The 16,628-nt window shown below is 65.0% G+C and carries 13 protein-coding genes; 3 read left to right on the plus strand and 10 right to left on the minus strand.

Annotation, left to right across the window (positions count from 1 at the left end):
• Nucleotides 1-6 precede the first annotated feature (6 nt).
• Together RIA72_RS14400 and RIA72_RS14405 are read right to left on the minus strand one after the other, a co-directional pair.
• Nucleotides 7-474 (minus strand): bactofilin family protein, encoded by a 468-nt coding sequence (locus RIA72_RS14400; RefSeq protein WP_502957961.1) that lies wholly within the window; start codon nucleotides 472-474, stop codon nucleotides 7-9.
• Nucleotides 404-1,612: a M23 family metallopeptidase gene (locus tag RIA72_RS14405; RefSeq protein ID WP_350032748.1), complete on the minus strand. Its 1,209-nt coding sequence runs from the start codon at nucleotides 1,610-1,612 to the stop codon at nucleotides 404-406. Before RIA72_RS14405 ends, RIA72_RS14400 begins: the two co-directional genes overlap by 71 nt.
• A gap of 230 nt (nucleotides 1,613-1,842) precedes the next feature.
• Between RIA72_RS14405 and RIA72_RS14410 the strand changes: the two genes are divergently transcribed.
• On the plus strand, nucleotides 1,843-3,249 hold the full coding sequence (locus tag RIA72_RS14410) for a methyltransferase family protein (protein WP_350032749.1): 1,407 nt from the start codon (nucleotides 1,843-1,845) through the stop codon (nucleotides 3,247-3,249).
• 12 nt (nucleotides 3,250-3,261) lie between these two features.
• On the opposite strand, the gene RIA72_RS14415 is transcribed toward RIA72_RS14410, so the two are convergent.
• The 7 genes from RIA72_RS14415 to mutM all read right to left on the minus strand — a co-directional run bounded on the left by RIA72_RS14415 (nucleotide 3,262) and on the right by mutM (nucleotide 13,228).
• Entirely contained in the window at nucleotides 3,262-3,573 is a 312-nt protein-coding gene (locus RIA72_RS14415) for a hypothetical protein (protein ID WP_350032750.1), read from the minus strand.
• 107 nt (nucleotides 3,574-3,680) lie between these two features.
• Nucleotides 3,681-5,951 (minus strand): TonB-dependent receptor, encoded by a 2,271-nt coding sequence (locus RIA72_RS14420; protein ID WP_350032751.1) that lies wholly within the window; start codon nucleotides 5,949-5,951, stop codon nucleotides 3,681-3,683.
• Nucleotides 5,952-6,524: 573 nt separating this feature from the next.
• The gene (locus RIA72_RS14425; protein ID WP_350032832.1) at nucleotides 6,525-7,898 is read right to left on the minus strand and encodes a glutamate--cysteine ligase; all 1,374 of its coding nucleotides are present in this window, start codon (nucleotides 7,896-7,898) and stop codon (nucleotides 6,525-6,527) included.
• A 49-nt stretch (nucleotides 7,899-7,947) separates the two neighbouring features.
• Nucleotides 7,948-9,864, minus strand: coding sequence for a proprotein convertase P-domain-containing protein (locus tag RIA72_RS14430; protein ID WP_350032752.1), 1,917 nt, complete (start codon nucleotides 9,862-9,864; stop codon nucleotides 7,948-7,950).
• 232 nt (nucleotides 9,865-10,096) lie between these two features.
• Nucleotides 10,097-11,464 carry a chromosomal replication initiator protein DnaA gene (dnaA, locus tag RIA72_RS14435; RefSeq protein ID WP_350032753.1) on the minus strand — a complete coding sequence of 456 codons (1,368 nt, stop codon included), beginning with the start codon at nucleotides 11,462-11,464 and terminating at the stop codon, nucleotides 10,097-10,099.
• 498 nt (nucleotides 11,465-11,962) lie between these two features.
• Nucleotides 11,963-12,226: a 30S ribosomal protein S20 gene (gene rpsT / locus RIA72_RS14440; protein ID WP_350032754.1), complete on the minus strand. Its 264-nt coding sequence runs from the start codon at nucleotides 12,224-12,226 to the stop codon at nucleotides 11,963-11,965.
• A 189-nt stretch (nucleotides 12,227-12,415) separates the two neighbouring features.
• Complete coding sequence (gene mutM / locus RIA72_RS14445; protein ID WP_350032833.1) at nucleotides 12,416-13,228, minus strand: bifunctional DNA-formamidopyrimidine glycosylase/DNA-(apurinic or apyrimidinic site) lyase; 813 nt, start codon at nucleotides 13,226-13,228, stop codon at nucleotides 12,416-12,418.
• A gap of 94 nt (nucleotides 13,229-13,322) precedes the next feature.
• Between mutM and RIA72_RS14450 the strand changes: the two genes are divergently transcribed.
• A complete protein-coding gene (locus RIA72_RS14450) occupies nucleotides 13,323-14,060 on the plus strand; it encodes a class I SAM-dependent methyltransferase (protein WP_350032755.1) in 738 nt (245 codons plus the stop codon).
• The gene (gene ubiB, locus RIA72_RS14455) at nucleotides 14,057-15,610 is read left to right on the plus strand and encodes a 2-polyprenylphenol 6-hydroxylase (protein ID WP_350032756.1); all 1,554 of its coding nucleotides are present in this window, start codon (nucleotides 14,057-14,059) and stop codon (nucleotides 15,608-15,610) included. The genes RIA72_RS14450 and ubiB overlap by 4 nt, the downstream gene beginning before the upstream one ends.
• A 171-nt stretch (nucleotides 15,611-15,781) precedes the next feature.
• Here the strand turns inward: ubiB and RIA72_RS14460 are convergent, their stop codons facing one another.
• On the minus strand, nucleotides 15,782-16,549 hold the full coding sequence (locus tag RIA72_RS14460; protein ID WP_350032757.1) for a sulfite exporter TauE/SafE family protein: 768 nt from the start codon (nucleotides 16,547-16,549) through the stop codon (nucleotides 15,782-15,784).
• Nucleotides 16,550-16,628 lie beyond the last annotated feature (79 nt).

Raw genomic sequence — 16,628 nt, forward strand, 5'->3', positions numbered from 1 at the left:
GAAGGGTCAGAGCGTGGCGGACCGGTTTTCGACCACCTCGAGCGGCGGAGGAGCCTTGGCCGCCATCGCCCCATGACGGCGATGCGACAATTTGCCGTCGACCTTGCCGCCATTTTCGATCGTGATCGTTTCATAGGTCACGTCGCCGGTGATCCGCGCGGTCGCGTGGACGATCAGCGTCTTCGCCTCGATCGATCCGTCGAGCAGACCGGCGATCTTCGCCGTCTCGGCGATCACCGCGCCCTTGATCTCGCTCGCCTCGCCTTGAACGAGGTTGGCGCATTTGAGGTCGCCCTCGATCTTCCCGTCGACGTGCAGATCGACGCTCGCCGAAACATTGCCGGTGACGACGACGTCCGATCCCAGGATCGAAAAGGTCGTATGGCGCGCGCCCGTCGCCATCTTAGCGGCCGCCGCGGGCGGCAGCGACGGAACCGACTCGCTGTCGGGCGTCGTTTTTGACTTCGAGAACATCGGCTTTGGCCTCCAGGAAGCGGCGCGGGTTGACCGCGACGCCGTTTAAACGGACTTCGAAATGCAGGTGGCTGCCGGTCGATCGGCCGGTCGAACCCATTTTGGCGATCTGCTGCCCGGCGGTGACCTGCGCCCCGACCTTGGACGCGAATCCCGACAAGTGCGCGTAGCGGGTCATAATGCCCTGGCCATGGTCGATCTCCACGACTTTGCCATAGCCCGATTTGACGCCGACAAAGCTGACGCGCCCCGGTGCGGCGGCCAGGATCGGCGTGCCGACCGGGCCACGAAAATCGACGCCGGCGTGCATCGCGCCCGCACCCGTGAAAGGGTCGCGGCGATAGCCGAAGCCCGACGACATCATCAGCACATCGGCGGGGTTGCCCGAGGGGACCGCAACGAGCGTGCGTTCGAGCACTTCCATGCGGAACAGCGCGCCGTCGAGCGCCGCGAAGCTGGCGCCGAGCGCCTTCGCCTGACCCGCGCGGCCGCGATAGGGAATGAAGGGACCACCGCGTCCGGCCGCGGCATTGCGGACAAGCGCATCGGGGTTCAGGCCAAGCGCCGCAACCGCGGTTTCGGCCTTGGCCACCCGCCCCCTCACGGCCCCCAGCAGGCGCGCCGCAAAAGCCTCCTGCCGGGCTGCAAGTTTCGCCAGGATCTGCGCTTCGGGCGGCAGGTCGGGATCGATCGCGCTGGTTTTGACGGGTTCGGCAGGAACGACGGCAGCCGCGTTCGGGGTCGCGGCGGCGTCCGGCGCATCCGCCGGGTCGATTCCGAAATGGGTTTCGGCGACGCTTTCGAGCAACGCCTGGCGCTCCTCCAGATCGGCGGCGGTTTCGGCGACGCGGTTGCGATATTTGGCGATGCGCGCTTCCGATGCCGCCGCAGCCGCCTTCTGCTGCGCGACCGCCGCACGTTCGTCGGCAGTGAGCAGTTGATTGACAAGCACGGCAAGCGTCGCGCCGGCCCATGCGAGCAGGACCAGCGAGGCGATCAGCGCGACACGTTTTTGCCAGAGGGCGCTGACACGCAGGAACCGGACATGGCCGTGCGTGCGAACGAAGATTTCATGGTCCTGAAACAGCGCAGAAATACGCTGGCGCAAATTGCGCAGGCCCGTAGCTTTCGAAGACAAGTGGCGACCCCATCTTGTTGTTATTGGAGCCCTCCGCCCCGTTGGGAGCGCGCTTTAACAGGGGGGACCCAGGCAAGCGAATCTTTGCGCCCCGAGTCGGGTTGAATCGAAATCAATGCGCGGTGAACGGTGTCAACACATGGGAACGCTACCAATATGGCAGGAAATCGCGCGCGAATCGGCAAATTATATTGACGGCTTGCTTACCAATTTTGGCTAGGGATAAGCCCGTGAACATCATGGCCGAATCCGTTCGATCCAGTGCCGCCGAATCGGTGAGCGCACCCGCCGCGGCGGCGTCCGCGCGACCGGGCTCGGCAGTCAGCGCGGGGGTCGGGCTGGTCGGGCTGGCCGGCCTCTTTTCCTATCTGCTGCTGGCGCGCTTCGCCCCTCACCTCGCGGCGTGGGCGGGGATCGACTGGGGCGACCGCGGACCGCTGAGCGGCCCCAATTCTGCGATCGCGAGCGTCCTCGCGTGCGGCGTTCCGATGGTGCTTTGGTCGGTTTTCGTCGACAAGGTGCACCGCAATCCGTCGACCGGGATCGACTGGTCGATGCGGCGTCCGTGGCGCGAGACGCTCGACATCAGCCTGACCAAGCTCGCCGGGCTATGGGCGACCTGGGCGCTGATCGCGCTGATCTATTGGGCGATGCGCTATTATTGGCAGGGCAATTATGCCTTTTCGATGAACCTGCTCGAGCGCGTGGCGCCGTGGCTGCTACTGGTGTCGGCGCCCTATATGCTGTGGCTCGACCGCCGCATGGTCGAGCCGCGCGACGGTTGCTGGCAATTCGGCCGCTGGCTGATTGCGCCCGGCCAGCCCGTCGATGGCCGGGCGATCGGGCATCATCTGCGCGCCTGGGCGGTGAAAGGGTTCTTCACCGCCTTCATGCTGTCGATCGTGCCGGGCAATTTTTCGGCGCTCGTTTCCGTGCCGATGCACGAGCTGTTCGCCAATCCTTATGCGACGGCCATCTGGACGATCAATCTTCTCTATCTGGTCGATGTCCATATCGCGACGGTCGGCTATATCCTGACCTTGAAGCCGCTCGACGCGCATATTCGCACCGCCAATCCCTATGGCATGGCGTGGGTCGCGGCGCTCGTCTGCTATCCGCCCTTCATTCTGATGAGCGGGGGGCCGCTCGATTATCAATTATACGGCGCCGACTGGGGCCATTGGCTTGCGGGACACGACGCTTTGCTGATCATCTGGGGTATCGCGCTGGTGCTGCTCACCGCGGTCTACAGCTGGGCGACGATGGCGTTCGGCATTCGCTTTTCCAATCTGACGCATCGCGGCATCATCACCCACGGCCCCTATGCGCTGACCCGGCACCCCGCCTATGTCGCCAAGAATCTGACGTGGTGGATCGGTTCGCTGCCTTTCCTCGTCACCGCGGGCGGCTGGGTCGAAGGCGCGCGCAACGTCGTGCTGCTCGGCCTTGTCAGCGGCATCTATTACTGGCGCGCCAAGACCGAGGAAAAGCACCTGCTCGGCGATCCCGCCTATGTCGCCTATTGGAACTGGGCCCAGGCGCATGCGCCGCTGCCGCGCCTGCTGGCGAGGCTGACGGGGCGGGAAGCCCCGCTCGTCCGCCTCGAACCCGATCCGGCGGTCGGCCCGGTCGCCTAGCGTTCGTTCGCGCTAGTTGGTGATACCGTCGCCTGCAGCGGTTTCGGCCGCGCGGCGCGCTTGCAGTTCGGCATGCGCCTGATTGATCATGCGCCACGCCTTTTCGCAGCGCTTCTGGTCGGAAGGCCGATCGCTGACGCAAAGCCGGTTGAGTCGGTCGAGGACGGCCTTGGGGCTGTTGTCGGGCACGCCGGGGAACGCCCCCAGATGTTCTTTCAACGCACCCGAGCCGATGCTGGCGGCCGAATTGACGCTGATGCCCTGTGCGGCGGCGGCGGTGGAAAGCAAGGCAAGCGCGGTCAGGCTGGCGGTCAAACGGATCATCATCGACTCCCCAAATTGGCTGGATTGCAAGCCCATGATAACATGGAAAGATCGCGACGCAAATTGCGGCCCGCGCGGCGTTGGAACCGCGCGGGCCGGTATCCTTGTCAGAACTTCACGCCCGCCTCGACGCCCCAGATGCGGGGTTCGTTGACGTAGCTCGTCAGATTGTTGAAATCGATGCCGCCGGTCGGCGATTCATCATTGGTGATGTTGCGCACGAAGGCGGCGATGTCGAACCGGTCGGTGCGGTAGCCGACGCGCAGCCCGCCCTCGACCAGCTTGTCGTCCGAAAACTCGACCGAGCGATAGAGGAAGAACTGCACCTTCGACCGGTAATACCAGTCGGTGAAGGCATAGATGGCGCCGTCGCCGACGGGAATTTCATAGCCCGCGGTCGCGTTGAGCGTCCACTTCGGCGATTGCGGCAACTGGTTGCCGTCGATCGAGAAGATGCCGGGGCTGCCCGGACGCTGCGGATCGAGCACGGTGCATGGCGTCGCCGAGCCGCAGCCGGCGACAAAGGCATTGGCGTCGTCGATTTCGGCGACGTTCCACGCGCCGCCGACGCTGAAGGTCAGCCCGCGCGCGGGCGCCGCCTGCAACTCGGCCTCGATCCCATGACCCTTGGCATCGACGTTGAGCAGGCTGGCGACATTCGCCGTGCCGCCCACCGCGGTCAGTTGAAGATCCTTGGTATCGAAATAATAGCCCGTAAGGTTGAAGCGCACGCGGTCGTTCAGGAAGGCGGTCTTGATCCCCGCCTCATATGACATCGTCTCTTCCTGGTCGGCGGTCGAAATCACGCGCGAGAAGGTGAGGCGGCCCTGCACCGACGGCGCACGATAGCCGCGCGCGACGCGGGCATAGAGGGTGACGGCGTCCGACGCTTCATAGGTCGCGCTGGCATCCCACGTCAGCAGCTTGCCCTTGACGCGCGCCGCCTGCGGCGGGACCGGCGTGTTCGGGTTGACGACGAAATCGGGGCGCGTTTCAACGGGGCGCGCGGCGACGAAGTCGCGCGTGTCGTGGTTGTAGCGCGCGCCGGCCTGCAAGGTCAGCCCGCCCTCGAACGCATAGTTGACCGAGCCGAAGATGCCGTAAGCTTCGCTGTCCTGCCGCTGCACCGCGATTGCCGAGGGGGTCGCGGCGGTCGGGCTGCCGAATTCGAAACTGGTGATGTCGAGCCCTTCATCGAAATAGAAGGCGCCGAACTGGTAGCCAAGCCCGCCGCTGTTGTTCGAGGCGATGCGGATCTCCTGCGTGAACTGGTCGAGGCTGGGCACATTATCCTGGCTCTGCGCCTGAAAGGGGATCAGCCCCGGCCCCGATTCGGGCAGGAACACCGCGCCGAAACCACCGTCGATGTCGCCGCGGCTCTTGAAATTGCCATTCCAGTAAGAGGTGATCGAATAAGCGGTCACCGCGCCGAAATCATATTCGAGATTCAGCGCGGCATTATAGGTGTTGAGCTTCTGGAAATTGATTCCGTCCTGCCACACCTTGTCGCGCTCGAATTCGGTGCCCGCGCCGCCAAGACCGACGAGGCTGTTGCTGCCGGGCACCTGCGTGTTGGCGCGGAAGATGATCGCCGAACCGTCATAGACGCGGACCTGCCCGGTCACGCGGCCGGTGAAGGGGCCGCTTTCATACTGGAGCTGGAGCCGCGCGGCGATGTCGTCATAGCCGCCAAGATCCTTGGACTTGCTCGTCGCGATATTGTCGACCCAATTGTCGCGATGCTGATACAGGCCCGAGAGGCGCACCGAAAAGCCGCTGTCGTCGGCGGCGCCCGCCGCGACCTCGACCTGACGGGTGCCATAGCGGCCATAGCTGGCGCGCGCATAGCCGCCCGTCTTGCCGGGCTTGACGGTGTCGAACTTGACGATGCCCGCGGGCGTATTGCGGCCGAAGAGCGTCCCCTGCGGCCCGCGCAGCACCTCGACGCGGTCGAGGTCGAAGATCGGGAAGCCCTTGAGGATCGGGTTTTCGAGCACGACCTCGTCATAGACGAGGCTGACCGGCTGCGAGGCGTTGAGGTCGAAGTCGGTATTGCCGAGACCGCGGATATAAAAGCGCGGGAAGGAGCGGCCGTAGGAGCTTTCGATGTTGAGGCTGGGGACGCGGCCCGCGAGCGCGCGGATGTCGGACCCGGTCGAGGTGATCGCGCCGAGCGTATCGCCCGACAGCACGCTGACCGAGACCGGCACATCCTGCAGGCTTTCTTCGCGGCGCTGCGCGGTGACGACGATGTCGCCAAGGCCGCTGTCCGATCCGGCGGCGGGGGCGACCGGTGCCTCCTGCGCGGCGGCGGGGACGGCCGCAGCGGCTGCGGCGAGAGCAAAGCTCATGGCAAGGGCGGAAGGAAGATGGCGCATGACCTGTCCTTTTTGAAAGTGAAGCTGGCGGGTAGAGAATATCCGCCGCCGTTGCCGCGCGCGAGGCCGACGGTCAACGCCCGAGCGCCGCGCCGCGAATGTTCGTGTCAGCAGTGTTGCGCAATTGCTGCACTTTCAAGGCGGATTCGAGGTCCGCTTTCGACCGAAAGCCGCCCTCAACTCTATCGTCATCCCGGCGCAGGCCGGGATCTCGCCGGTGCGGCAAATCGTTAGGGTGAGATCCCGGCCTTCGCCGGGATGACGGACCTGAAGATGTCCGCTTCCCACCCCAAAGCCGACGTCCGCTGCGCAAAAACCCTTTCCTACATCACCCGGCTGTGCCAGCCTTCGTCGTGGTTCTTTCAATCTAAGGATAAGGGTTCCTGCCCCGCGTGCGGATGCGGGCCCCCAGCCGCGCATTCTATCCGCCAGACGCGGCGAATTGGGGCTGCACAAGGCTGACCTTTCCTGACCTTTGGAATGGCGGGCCACGCCGCGCCGACCAGATCATGGGCGCCGTTCAGTATGAGCGAAGACGGTCATGGCCATCTTTCGCCCCATCGCGAAGTCTCGTCAAAAGCTCAGTTCGTCATAGATTTTCGACAGATCATGGCCCCACGCATCCTCGTAACGGTCGAGCAGATCGTGCGCAGGCGACTTGCCGCTCTTGGCGATGCGACGGAGCGGTTCGAGGAAGCCGACTTCATTATCGCCCATCGAATTGACCTCGCCGCGCGCGGCAAGACCCGCCGCTGCAATGTCGAGCACATGATGCGCCAATTGCCCCACGGTGCCGCCGCCCGGCGCGGGTGCATCGAGCCCTTCGCTCGGCACCGCATCGCGCAGCGCCTGCTGCTCGGCGATGCTCCAGCCCTTGACCAGATCCCACGCGGCATCGAGCGCGCCCTGGTCGTAGAGAAGGCCGACCCAGAGCGCCGGCAGCGCGCAGATGCGGTTCCACGGGCCGCCGTCGGCGCCGCGCATCTCGAGGAAGCTTTTGAGCCGGACTTCGGGGAAGGCGGTCGAGAGATGATCGGTCCAGTCGGAAAGGCGCGGCAGCTCGCCGGGAAGCGCGGGCAGCTCGCCCTTCAGGAAATCGCGGAAGCTCTGCCCGGCTGCGTCGATATAGCGGCCATCGCGAAAGACGAAATACATCGGCACGTCGAGCATATAGTCGACATAGCGGTCATAGCCGAACCCGTCCTCGAACACGAAGGGCAACATGCCCGTACGCGCGGGATCGGTGTCGGTCCAGATATGGCTGCGGTACGACATATAGCCGTTCGGCCGCCCCTCGGTGAAGGGCGATGAAGCGAACAGCGCGGTCGCGAGCGGCTGGAGGGCGAGGCTGACGCGGAATTTCTGCACCATGTCGGCCTCGCTCGCATAGTCGAGGTTGGTCTGGATCGTGCAGGTGCGCAGCATCATGTCGAGCCCGAGGCCGCCGACGCGCGGCATATGGTCGAGCATGATCTTGTACCGCCCCTTGGGCATGATCGGCAGTTCGTCGCGCGGCTTGTCCGGCCACATGCCGAGCCCGAGGAAGCCAAGGCCCAGCTCGGCGCCGACTTCCTTCACCTGTTTCAGATGGCGGCCCGTTTCGGCGCAGGTCTGGTGCAGATTTTCGAGCGGCGCGCCAGACAGTTCCAGCTGCCCTGCAGGCTCCAGGCTGACGGTGCCGTCGCTGCCCGCCAGCGCAATGACCTTGCCGCCCTCGACCACCGGTTCCCAACCGAACCGCGTGAGCGCCATCAACAGATCGTGGATACCGCCGGGCTCGTCATAGGACGGCGCGCGGTGATCGCTCACGCGATAGACGAATTTTTCATGCTCGGTGCCGATCCGCCAACGCTCTTTCGGTTTTTCGCCGCCGGCCATGGGGGCCGCAAGCTGGTCGCGATGTTCGATGACGGGATCGTGGCGATCCGAAGCGGTGCGCGTGCTCATGCCCGGCATTTAGACTATCCGGTATAGAATGCAATCGGGGCCTTGCGGGTCAGTCGATCGTGACGGTGAAAGCGATCGCCATCGCGCTGCCGGGCGGGAGCGTGGCAGTGCTTGCGGACACGGAATTGCCCGCGAAGGCGGCGCCGTGAGGGTCGCTTTCGTCGCCGCCGCTGGCATTGTCGTCCTCGATCGTCGCGGCCGCAGCGCAGCTCGTTCCGCTGCGCAGCGAGCCTGAAACGAAGGTCGTGCCGCCGGGCAGCGCGTCGGCAACGGCGATTCCGGTCGCGGTGCCGCTGCCATTGTTGGTGACAAGGATGCAGTAACGCATCGTTGCGCCGGGGATCGCCTTTGGATTGGCGGTGCCATTCACCGGATCGCTCACGATGCTGCTTGTCTTGGCGATCGTGAGATTGGCCGTCGGACGGCAGAAGACAATATCGTGGAGCGCCATGCCCTGCTGCCCCGGATTAGCGGGGGCGAGCGCGTGACTGCCATAATCGATGACAATCGTGTCGACCGGAGCGGCGAAGGTGACGGTGACATTGCCATTGTCGCTCGCATCGGCCGACAGCGCGTCGCCATAGGCGCTGTTTCCGATCACATAATTGGCGGTGCCGTTGGTGAGCACGGGTGAGACGGGCGCGCCGTTATAGCTGCCGGTGACGGTCACGCGATCGGCGAACTGCCCCGCGGCATGGTCGAGGTCGAAGAGACGGAACTGGGCGCCGGGCACTGCGGTCGGCAGGCTGATTGTCGTCGTGACGCTGCCCGACTGGCTGGTGAAATCGACGAGCTGGAAGATCGAAAACTGCGCCGGGGACAGTCCGCCGGTGATGACATTCTGCCGCGTCGGCGACTGACCGCCATAGGTCGCATTACTGAGGAAGGCGCCGCCGCTGAGCGCCATGCCGATGTTGACGGTGCCGACCGCCGTGAGCGGTTCGCTGGCGCTCGTCGTGCCCGCGGTCCAGCCGATCGCGTCCCAGTCGAGCGTCGTGGTGCCGACCGGGCAGACAAGCGCCGGCGGCGTCCCCGCGACGCGCGTACCCGATACGGTGAAGGTCGCGCTGCTGCTATCGTCCTCGCCCGCCGCGCCATTGCCGGGGGTCGAATCGGGATCGAAGGCGGAGGAGGCGCTGATCTCGGCATTGTTGGTAATGCTGGCGCCTGCGGTCGCAGCAACGGTTCCGCTGATGGTCAGCGTGCGTGTCACGCCCGGCGGGACGCTGCCGACGCTCCAGACGCCGGTGCCGCTGTTATAGCTGCCAAAGCCCGATGCCGAGGTGAAGGTGAAGCCCGCGGGAAGCGTGTCCTGAACGGTCACGCCCGTCGCGGTCAGCGTCGAACTGGCCGCGTTGGTGACGCTGAGCACATAATTGATGCTGGCGCCGGCCGCCGGTGCCGCATTGCTGACCGTTTTGGCAAGCGACAGGTCGGCATGGTTCGCGGGCAGGCTGGTGAGATAAAGGTCGGCGCGCACGAAATTTCCGTTGTCCGCCGAGGGATATTGGTCGCAGATTTCGAGACGCCAGGTTCCGGCCGCATTCTGGCCGTTGAACGCCGACAGCGCGGCATCGGGGCGGAAGCGATTTTGATAGGGCGGCGCGCTCGTCGAATGATTGGCGGTGTTGCCGTCGGTGTTCACCAGCTGCGCTGCGTCATCGTCGAGGCGGACATTGAAATTGTCGCCCGACAGATTGCTGGTATCGCCATTGACGAGTTGAACGCGTGTTCCCGCCGGCGACTGAAGCGTGATGCGCAGGTCGCCCCGCCAGCTGTGCGTCGCGAGTACGCCGAGATCGACGTCGCCGACCGTAAAGCTGGTTCCGACGGAGAAGTTGCGGACGAGCGGCGTGGTGCAGGGGGTGGCGTTGCTGATCGTGCCGGTCGTGGTGTTGCTGTAGCTGGTGGTCGTCTGTGCGGCGACGGGAGGACTGGCAAGCGTCAACGCCAGCCAGACGAGCATGATACAGGCTCGCACAGACTGCAAACACTGGCCCCCACGCCAGCGGTATCGGCTCTGGTCCCGCCGTTGCATGGCGCGCTTATGGCGGCCGCATGGCTAATGACCGGTTAACATTGCCGAACGACGGGCAATCTTGTCCGATTTCGGGACATCTCACCCTGGCCACACCCCTCCCCGAGGCGGAAGGGCGCTGTGGACAACCCCGTCGATAAGCCGGGGGCGAAGCTGTGGATCAGCTGTTGAGACTGCGACGGATCGCCGCGATTTCGGCATCGAGTTCGCTGTCGGCGACGCGCAGCGCCTCGACCGTGCGCACCGCATGAATCACCGTCGAATGATCGCGGCCGCCGAAACGGCGCCCGATTTCGGGATAGGAACGCGGCGTCAACTCTTTCGCCAGATACATGGCGACCTGGCGCGGCCGCGCGACCGCGCGAACGCGGCGCTTCGAGCTCATTTCGGACTTGTCGAGCCGATAGTGCGCGCACACCGCGCGCTGGATTTCGTCGATCGTGATGCGCGGACGCGCCGAGCGGACATTTTCGGCAAGCCGGTCCTCGGCCAGCGCCAGGTCGATATGGACCCCGGTGAGCGCAGCGTAGGCGAGCAGCTTGTTGAGCGCGCCTTCGAGCTCACGAATGTTGCGCGTGAAATGCTTGACCAGATAGGCGACGACATTATCCGGCACCTCGACCATCGGCATCGCGGCGAGCCGCTGGCGGATGATGCGTTCGCGCAAATCGTCCTCGGGCGCCTCAATGTCGGCGACGAGCCCGCCCGACAGGCGCGACAGGAGCCGCGCCTCGACCCCGTCGAGCATCGCGGGCGGGCGGTCGGCGGTGACGACGAGGCGCTTGCCCGCGGTCATCAGGTCGTCGATCGTGTGAAGCAATTCCTCCTGCGTCGAATTTTTGCCGATCACGAACTGAAGATCGTCGAGCAGCAGCAGATCGGCGGCGCGCAAGCGCGCCTTGAACGCCATCATGTCGCCGCCGCGCATCGCGCCGACAAATTCGAGCATGAATTTTTCGGCCGACATCAGGATGATGTTCGCGGTCGGGTGCGCCGCGGCATAGTCCTGCGCAATCGCCTGCAACAGATGCGTCTTGCCCTGCCCGGTCCCCGAGCAGAGGTAGAGCGGGTTGAACTGCGGCGCTTCGATCATCGCCATCCGGCGCGCGGCATTGGCGGCGAGAATGTTCGAGCGCGCGACGACGAAACGATCGAAATTGAGGCGGGGATCGAAGCCGAGCAGCGCGGGGTTTGCGGCGGGCCCCGGTGAAGGGGGCGTATCGAACGACGGCAGGGGCGCCGCAGCGAGCGTCGCGGCACGCTCGGCCGCGGCGGCGCCGCCGCGCACCATGACGCTGCGCACCGAAGGCAAATGCTGGCGCCATGCGAGTTCGAGCCGGTCGCCAAAACGTTCGTTGATCCAATTGGCCGAAAAGCGGCTGGCCGTCTCCAGCGTCACCACGCCCGACAGCGTGCAAAAATCGGCAAAGCGCACGGGCTTCAGCCAATGGTCGAAGGTGCGGGCCCCCAGGTCGCGGCGCAGCCCTTCGGCGACGCGCGACCAGAGCGTCGCGGCATCGCCGCTCACTGCCCTGCCCCTTGCGTCTTGTTCATGCCGATTGCCGCTTTCTGTCACGCCGTGTTGCCCCCTGTGCCCCTTGTCCCGACCGATCGGATGGCCGCCACGCGCCGACCCGCCGCCCGCGCCGGGCGCAGGCGAACCGTCCGGGACAAGCGGCCCGAGAGGATGTGAATCATGTCGATGTAGCGGCCGCCGACGACGGCCGACGACGCACCTGTCTAGGCAAGGCGCGCCGAGTCGATCAAGGGGCGCCCATGTAAAAATACTGAAATAAAAATCTTGACTCGCCCCTCCCCTCGGAAACGCGTGAGAAGTCAATTTTTCTTCATATTTTCAGTATTTTATCGACGAGCATCAGAGGGTCGCATAACGAATCGCAATAAATCCGCCACTTACCGCGGTGCAACAGTTTTGCCATCGCGGTGTCACAATGCCGAACGCAAAAAAGAACCCGCGGGCAAATTGCCCGCGGGTTCTTTTTGCTCCCTTTCGGGACAGGCGAAATCAGCCGATGGCGTTCACGCTCTTGGTCAGGCGCGAATATTTGCGCGCGACCGTATTCTTGTGAAGGACGCCCTTGGCAACGCCGCGCGCCATTTCGGGCTGCGCCGCCTTCAGCGCGGTCGCGGCGGCGTCCTTGTCGCCAGCAGCGACAGCGGCTTCGACCTTCTTCACCAGCGTGCGGATGCGCGAAACGCGATTCTTGTTCACGACGGCACGCGCCTGGTTGCGGCGGATGCGCTTCTTTGCCTGCGGCGTATTGGCCATAAATTCCTCTAGTCTTTCAAACGGTCTACATGGTCGGAGCACAGCCGTAGCGGAGCAGCCGAATCGCGCACGGAGCAGCGAATCAATGTCCGGATGCGGCCGGTTCCGGACGACCGGACCCTGCTCGAAGGGTGCGCGCATAGCGGTGACGGGCGATTTGGTCAATGGCCTTGCGGTAAATATCCGGCCTCAACGCTGGCATTTGCGGCAATAGAAGGTCGACCGCCCGCTCTGCACGACGCGCGCGATCCTTCCTCCGCATTCACACGCCGCGCCCTCGCGGCCATAAACGCGCCAGTCCTTGGCAAAATAGCCGAGGTCGCCTTCGGGGCTGAGGAAATCGCGCAGCGTCGACCCGCCCGCGGCGATCGCGGCGGCCAGCACATCCTTGATCGCGGGCACCAGCGCGGCGAGCTTCGCCTTCGATACATCGGCGGCGGGCTTCAGCGGCGAAATGCGCGCCATGTTGAGCGCCTCGCAGACATAGATGTTGCCCAGCCCCGCGACGACAGCCTGATCGAGCAGCATCGCCTTGACCGGCGCGCGCCGCCCGGCGAGCGCTTGCCCGAGATAGGCCGCGTCGAAAGCGTCCGACAGCGGCTCGGGGCCGAGCGCCACAAAGGCGGGAAAGCGCGTGAACGGGTCGCCCGACACAAGGTCGACCGAACCGAATCGCCGCGGATCGTGCAGGAAAAGCCGGTGCCCCGCCGCGGTTTCGAGCAACAGATGATCGTGCTTTCCCGCGTCGCCACCCTCGGTCCGCCAGCGCCCCGACATGCCGAGGTGGAAGATCAAATGATCGTCGCGGTCGGTCGAGATGACACCATATTTGGCGCGCCGTGACAGGACCGTGACCCTGGCACCCGTCATCCGCTGCGCCAGGTGGGCGGGAAAAGGGCGGCGAAGGTCGGGACGAAAGGTCGTGACCGCAGCAAGCCGCTGGCCTTCGAGAAAGGGAGCAAGACCGCGGACGGTCGTTTCGACTTCGGGCAGCTCGGGCATATCGCGCATGGGGCTACGCGCCATTTGCGCGCGCGGCAAGGCCCGGCTAAAGGCCGACGCAACGCATCACCTCCCCGTAAAAGGCGCACCCCGCATGGCCACTCCCGACACCGTCAGCTTCGGCTATGAACAGGTTCCCGCGGGCGAAAAGACCGCAAAGGTCGGCGAGGTGTTCAGCCGCGTCGCGCGCAAATATGACATTATGAACGATGCGATGTCGGGCGGGCTCCACCGCTTGTGGAAGGACCGTTTCGTGCGCCGCGTGAAACCGCGCGCGGGCGAGGCGATCCTCGACATGGCGGGCGGCACCGGCGACATCGCCTTTCGCATGGAACCGTCGGGCGCCAGCATCACCGTCGCCGACATCAACCCCGACATGCTGGGCGTCGGGATGGAACGCGCGGCCGGGCGTGGCGTCGACAGCCTCGTCTGGTCCGAGCAGAATGCGGAAAAGCTGACCTTCCCCGACCGCTTTTTCGATGCCTATACGATCGCCTTCGGCATCCGCAACGTCACCGACATTCCCGCGGCGCTGGCCGAAGCGCATCGCGTGCTGCGTTACGGCGGACGCTTCTTCTGCCTCGAATTTTCGACGAACGAATGGCCGGGTTTCGCGCAGGCCTATGACGCCTATTCGCACCACCTTGTCCCCCGGCTCGGCAAGCTGATCGCCGACGATGCCGACAGCTATCGTTACCTGATCGAATCGATCCGCCGCTTTCCGCCCATGCCCGAATTTGCACAGATGATCCGCGAGGCGGGTTTCACGGCGGTAAAGGTCGAACCCATTTTGGGCGGACTGGTCGCAATCCACAGCGGGTGGAAAGCTTGACCCGACCGATCACCCATATCGCCCGCCTGCTGAAGTGGGGCCGCATCCTCGCTCGCCACGGCGCGCTGCGCGGGATCGAGACGGCGCCGCAGACGCCGCCGGGTGTCAAGCGGCTGTGCCGGATCGCGCGGTTCGGCACGATTCAGCCGAATACCCCCGATTATGCCGCCGCCTTTCAGGCGATCGGCCCCGCGGCGGTCAAGCTGGGCCAGACGCTGGCGACGCGCCCCGACCTGGTCGGCGAAGACGCCGCGCGCAACCTGCTGACGCTGCAGGACGCGCTGCCGCCGGTCAGTTTCGACCGCATCCGGCAGGAGGTCGAGCAGGTGTTCGAAGCAACGCTCGACAGCCTTTATGCCGAATTTGACCCCGAACCCGTCGGCTCGGCATCGATCGCACAGGTCCACCGCGCGGTGACCACCGACGGGCGCCAGGTTGCGGTCAAGATCCGCCGCCCCGGCATCGACAAGCAATTTGCCCGCGACATCGAAACCTATGAATGGGCGGCCGCGCATCTGGAGGCGCTCGGCGGCGAAGCGACGCGGCTGCGCCCGCGCCAGGTGATCGCCAATTTCCGCCGCTGGACGCTGCGCGAGCTGGATCTGCGTCGCGAAGCGGCGTCGGCGTCGGAACTGTCCGACGCCATGGCGGCGGTGCCCGAATATGAAGTGCCCGCAATCGACTGGGACCGCACCGCCAGCCGCGTGATGACGATGAGCTGGATCGACGGCATCAAGATTTCGCACCGCGACCAGCTGATCGCCGCCGGGCACGACATGGAAAAATTGTCGGCGAACCTCGTCCACGCCTTTTTGCGGCAGGCGATCGCCGAGGGGTTTTTCCACGCCGACATGCACCAGGGCAATTTGTTCGTGAAAGCCGACGGGACGATCGCAGCGGTCGATTTCGGCATCATGGGGCGGATCAACCGGCAGGCGCGCTATTGGCTTGCCGAAATCCTCTACGGCCTCACCACCGGCAATTACCGCCGCGTCGCCGAGATCCATTTCGAGGCGCAATATGTGCCCGATTACCACAATGTCGACGAATTCGCGACGGCGCTGCGCGCGGTGGGCGAACCGATGCGCGGCAAGCCGGTGAGCGAGCTCAGCGTCGGCCAGATGCTCGACGGGCTGTTCGCGATCACGCGCGATTTCGACATGCAGACGCAGCCGCACCTGCTGCTGCTTCAGAAAACGATGGTGATGGTCGAAGGCGTCGCGACGATGCTCAATCCCAAAATCAACATGTGGGACGTCTCGGGGCCGTTCGTGAAAAACTGGATCCGCGACGAACTCGGCCCCGAAGCCGCGCTCGCCGACGGGATTCGCGAACAGGGCAAGACGCTGGCGCTGATCCCTGACATCATCCGCCGCCTCGACGAACAACTCCCCCGCAAGGGCGCCGCCCCGCCCAGCCCCCCCCTGCCCGATATTCCGTTGATGTGGGACCGCGGCGAACGGCGCGTCTGGTGGCGCTATGCCCTCACCGCAGCGGCCGGCGCGGCCGTCGGCGTCGCCGCGATACTTTGGGGCGGGCTAGCGGGCTGAACGGACGCGACGGCGATCGGTGAGAGGTCGGCTTTGGAGTGGTAACTGTCGTTAGATCCTCCCCATCGCTTTGCGACAGGGAGGAGCAATGGCAACTGCCGATCGTTGGTTGCTATTCGGTCCAGCTCGCCGCAAACCCGCGGTTCCGGCCGGATAATCCTGTCGCCCCGGTTACAGCAGCGCCCGGTAAAGCCCGAACGCGCTCGTCGCGGTGAGCACGACGCCGACCATGACCAGCATCAGCTTGGGCGAGAAGCGCTTGGCCATCATCGCGCCGATGGGGGCCGCCGCGACGCCGCCGACGATCAGGCCCAGCGTCGGGCCGAGAATGTCTTCAAAACCGAGCTGCCAGATGAAGGCCAGCGACACCGACAGCGCGAGGAAAAATTCGACACTGTTTACCGTGCCGACGATCTTGCGCGGTTCGCCCCCCTGAACCAGCAGGTTGGAGGTGACGACCGGGCCCCAGCCGCCACCGCCAGCCGCGTCGAGAAAACCGCCGACCACCGCGAGCGGTGCCACCACCTTCGGCTTCTTGATCTTTGGCGGATACAGAAGGCCGCGGATGAGCAGCCAGATGCCGATGAACACAAGATAGCCGAGCACAAAGGGCTTCACGACCTCGGCGTGGAGCGACGTCAGCACATAGGCGCCCGCCACGCCGCCGATCACGCCGGGGATGAGCAGGCGCAGGAAGAGCGGCCAGTCGATGTTGCGATGGAATAAATGGCTGAGCCCCGACGCGCCGGTGGTGAAAATCTCGACGACATGGATGCGCGCCGAGGCGGTCGCGGGCGGGACGCCGAGCACCGCGACAAGCAAGGTGTTGCAGATGACGCCGAAGGCCATGCCGAGCGCGCCATCGACGAGCTGCGCGGCAAAGCCGATCAGGATGAACGGAATAAGGGCGCCAAGGTCGATAGTGGCAGGATCGATCATAATTTTCCCAACCCATTAAGTTGAGAAAATGCTGCCGCGATTCCTTGCATCGCGCCAGCCCAATTTTTCTGCTGGCGAT

The organism is Sphingopyxis sp. (assembly GCF_040216815.1).
In the GTDB taxonomy this organism is placed as follows: Bacteria; Pseudomonadota; Alphaproteobacteria; order Sphingomonadales; family Sphingomonadaceae; genus Sphingopyxis.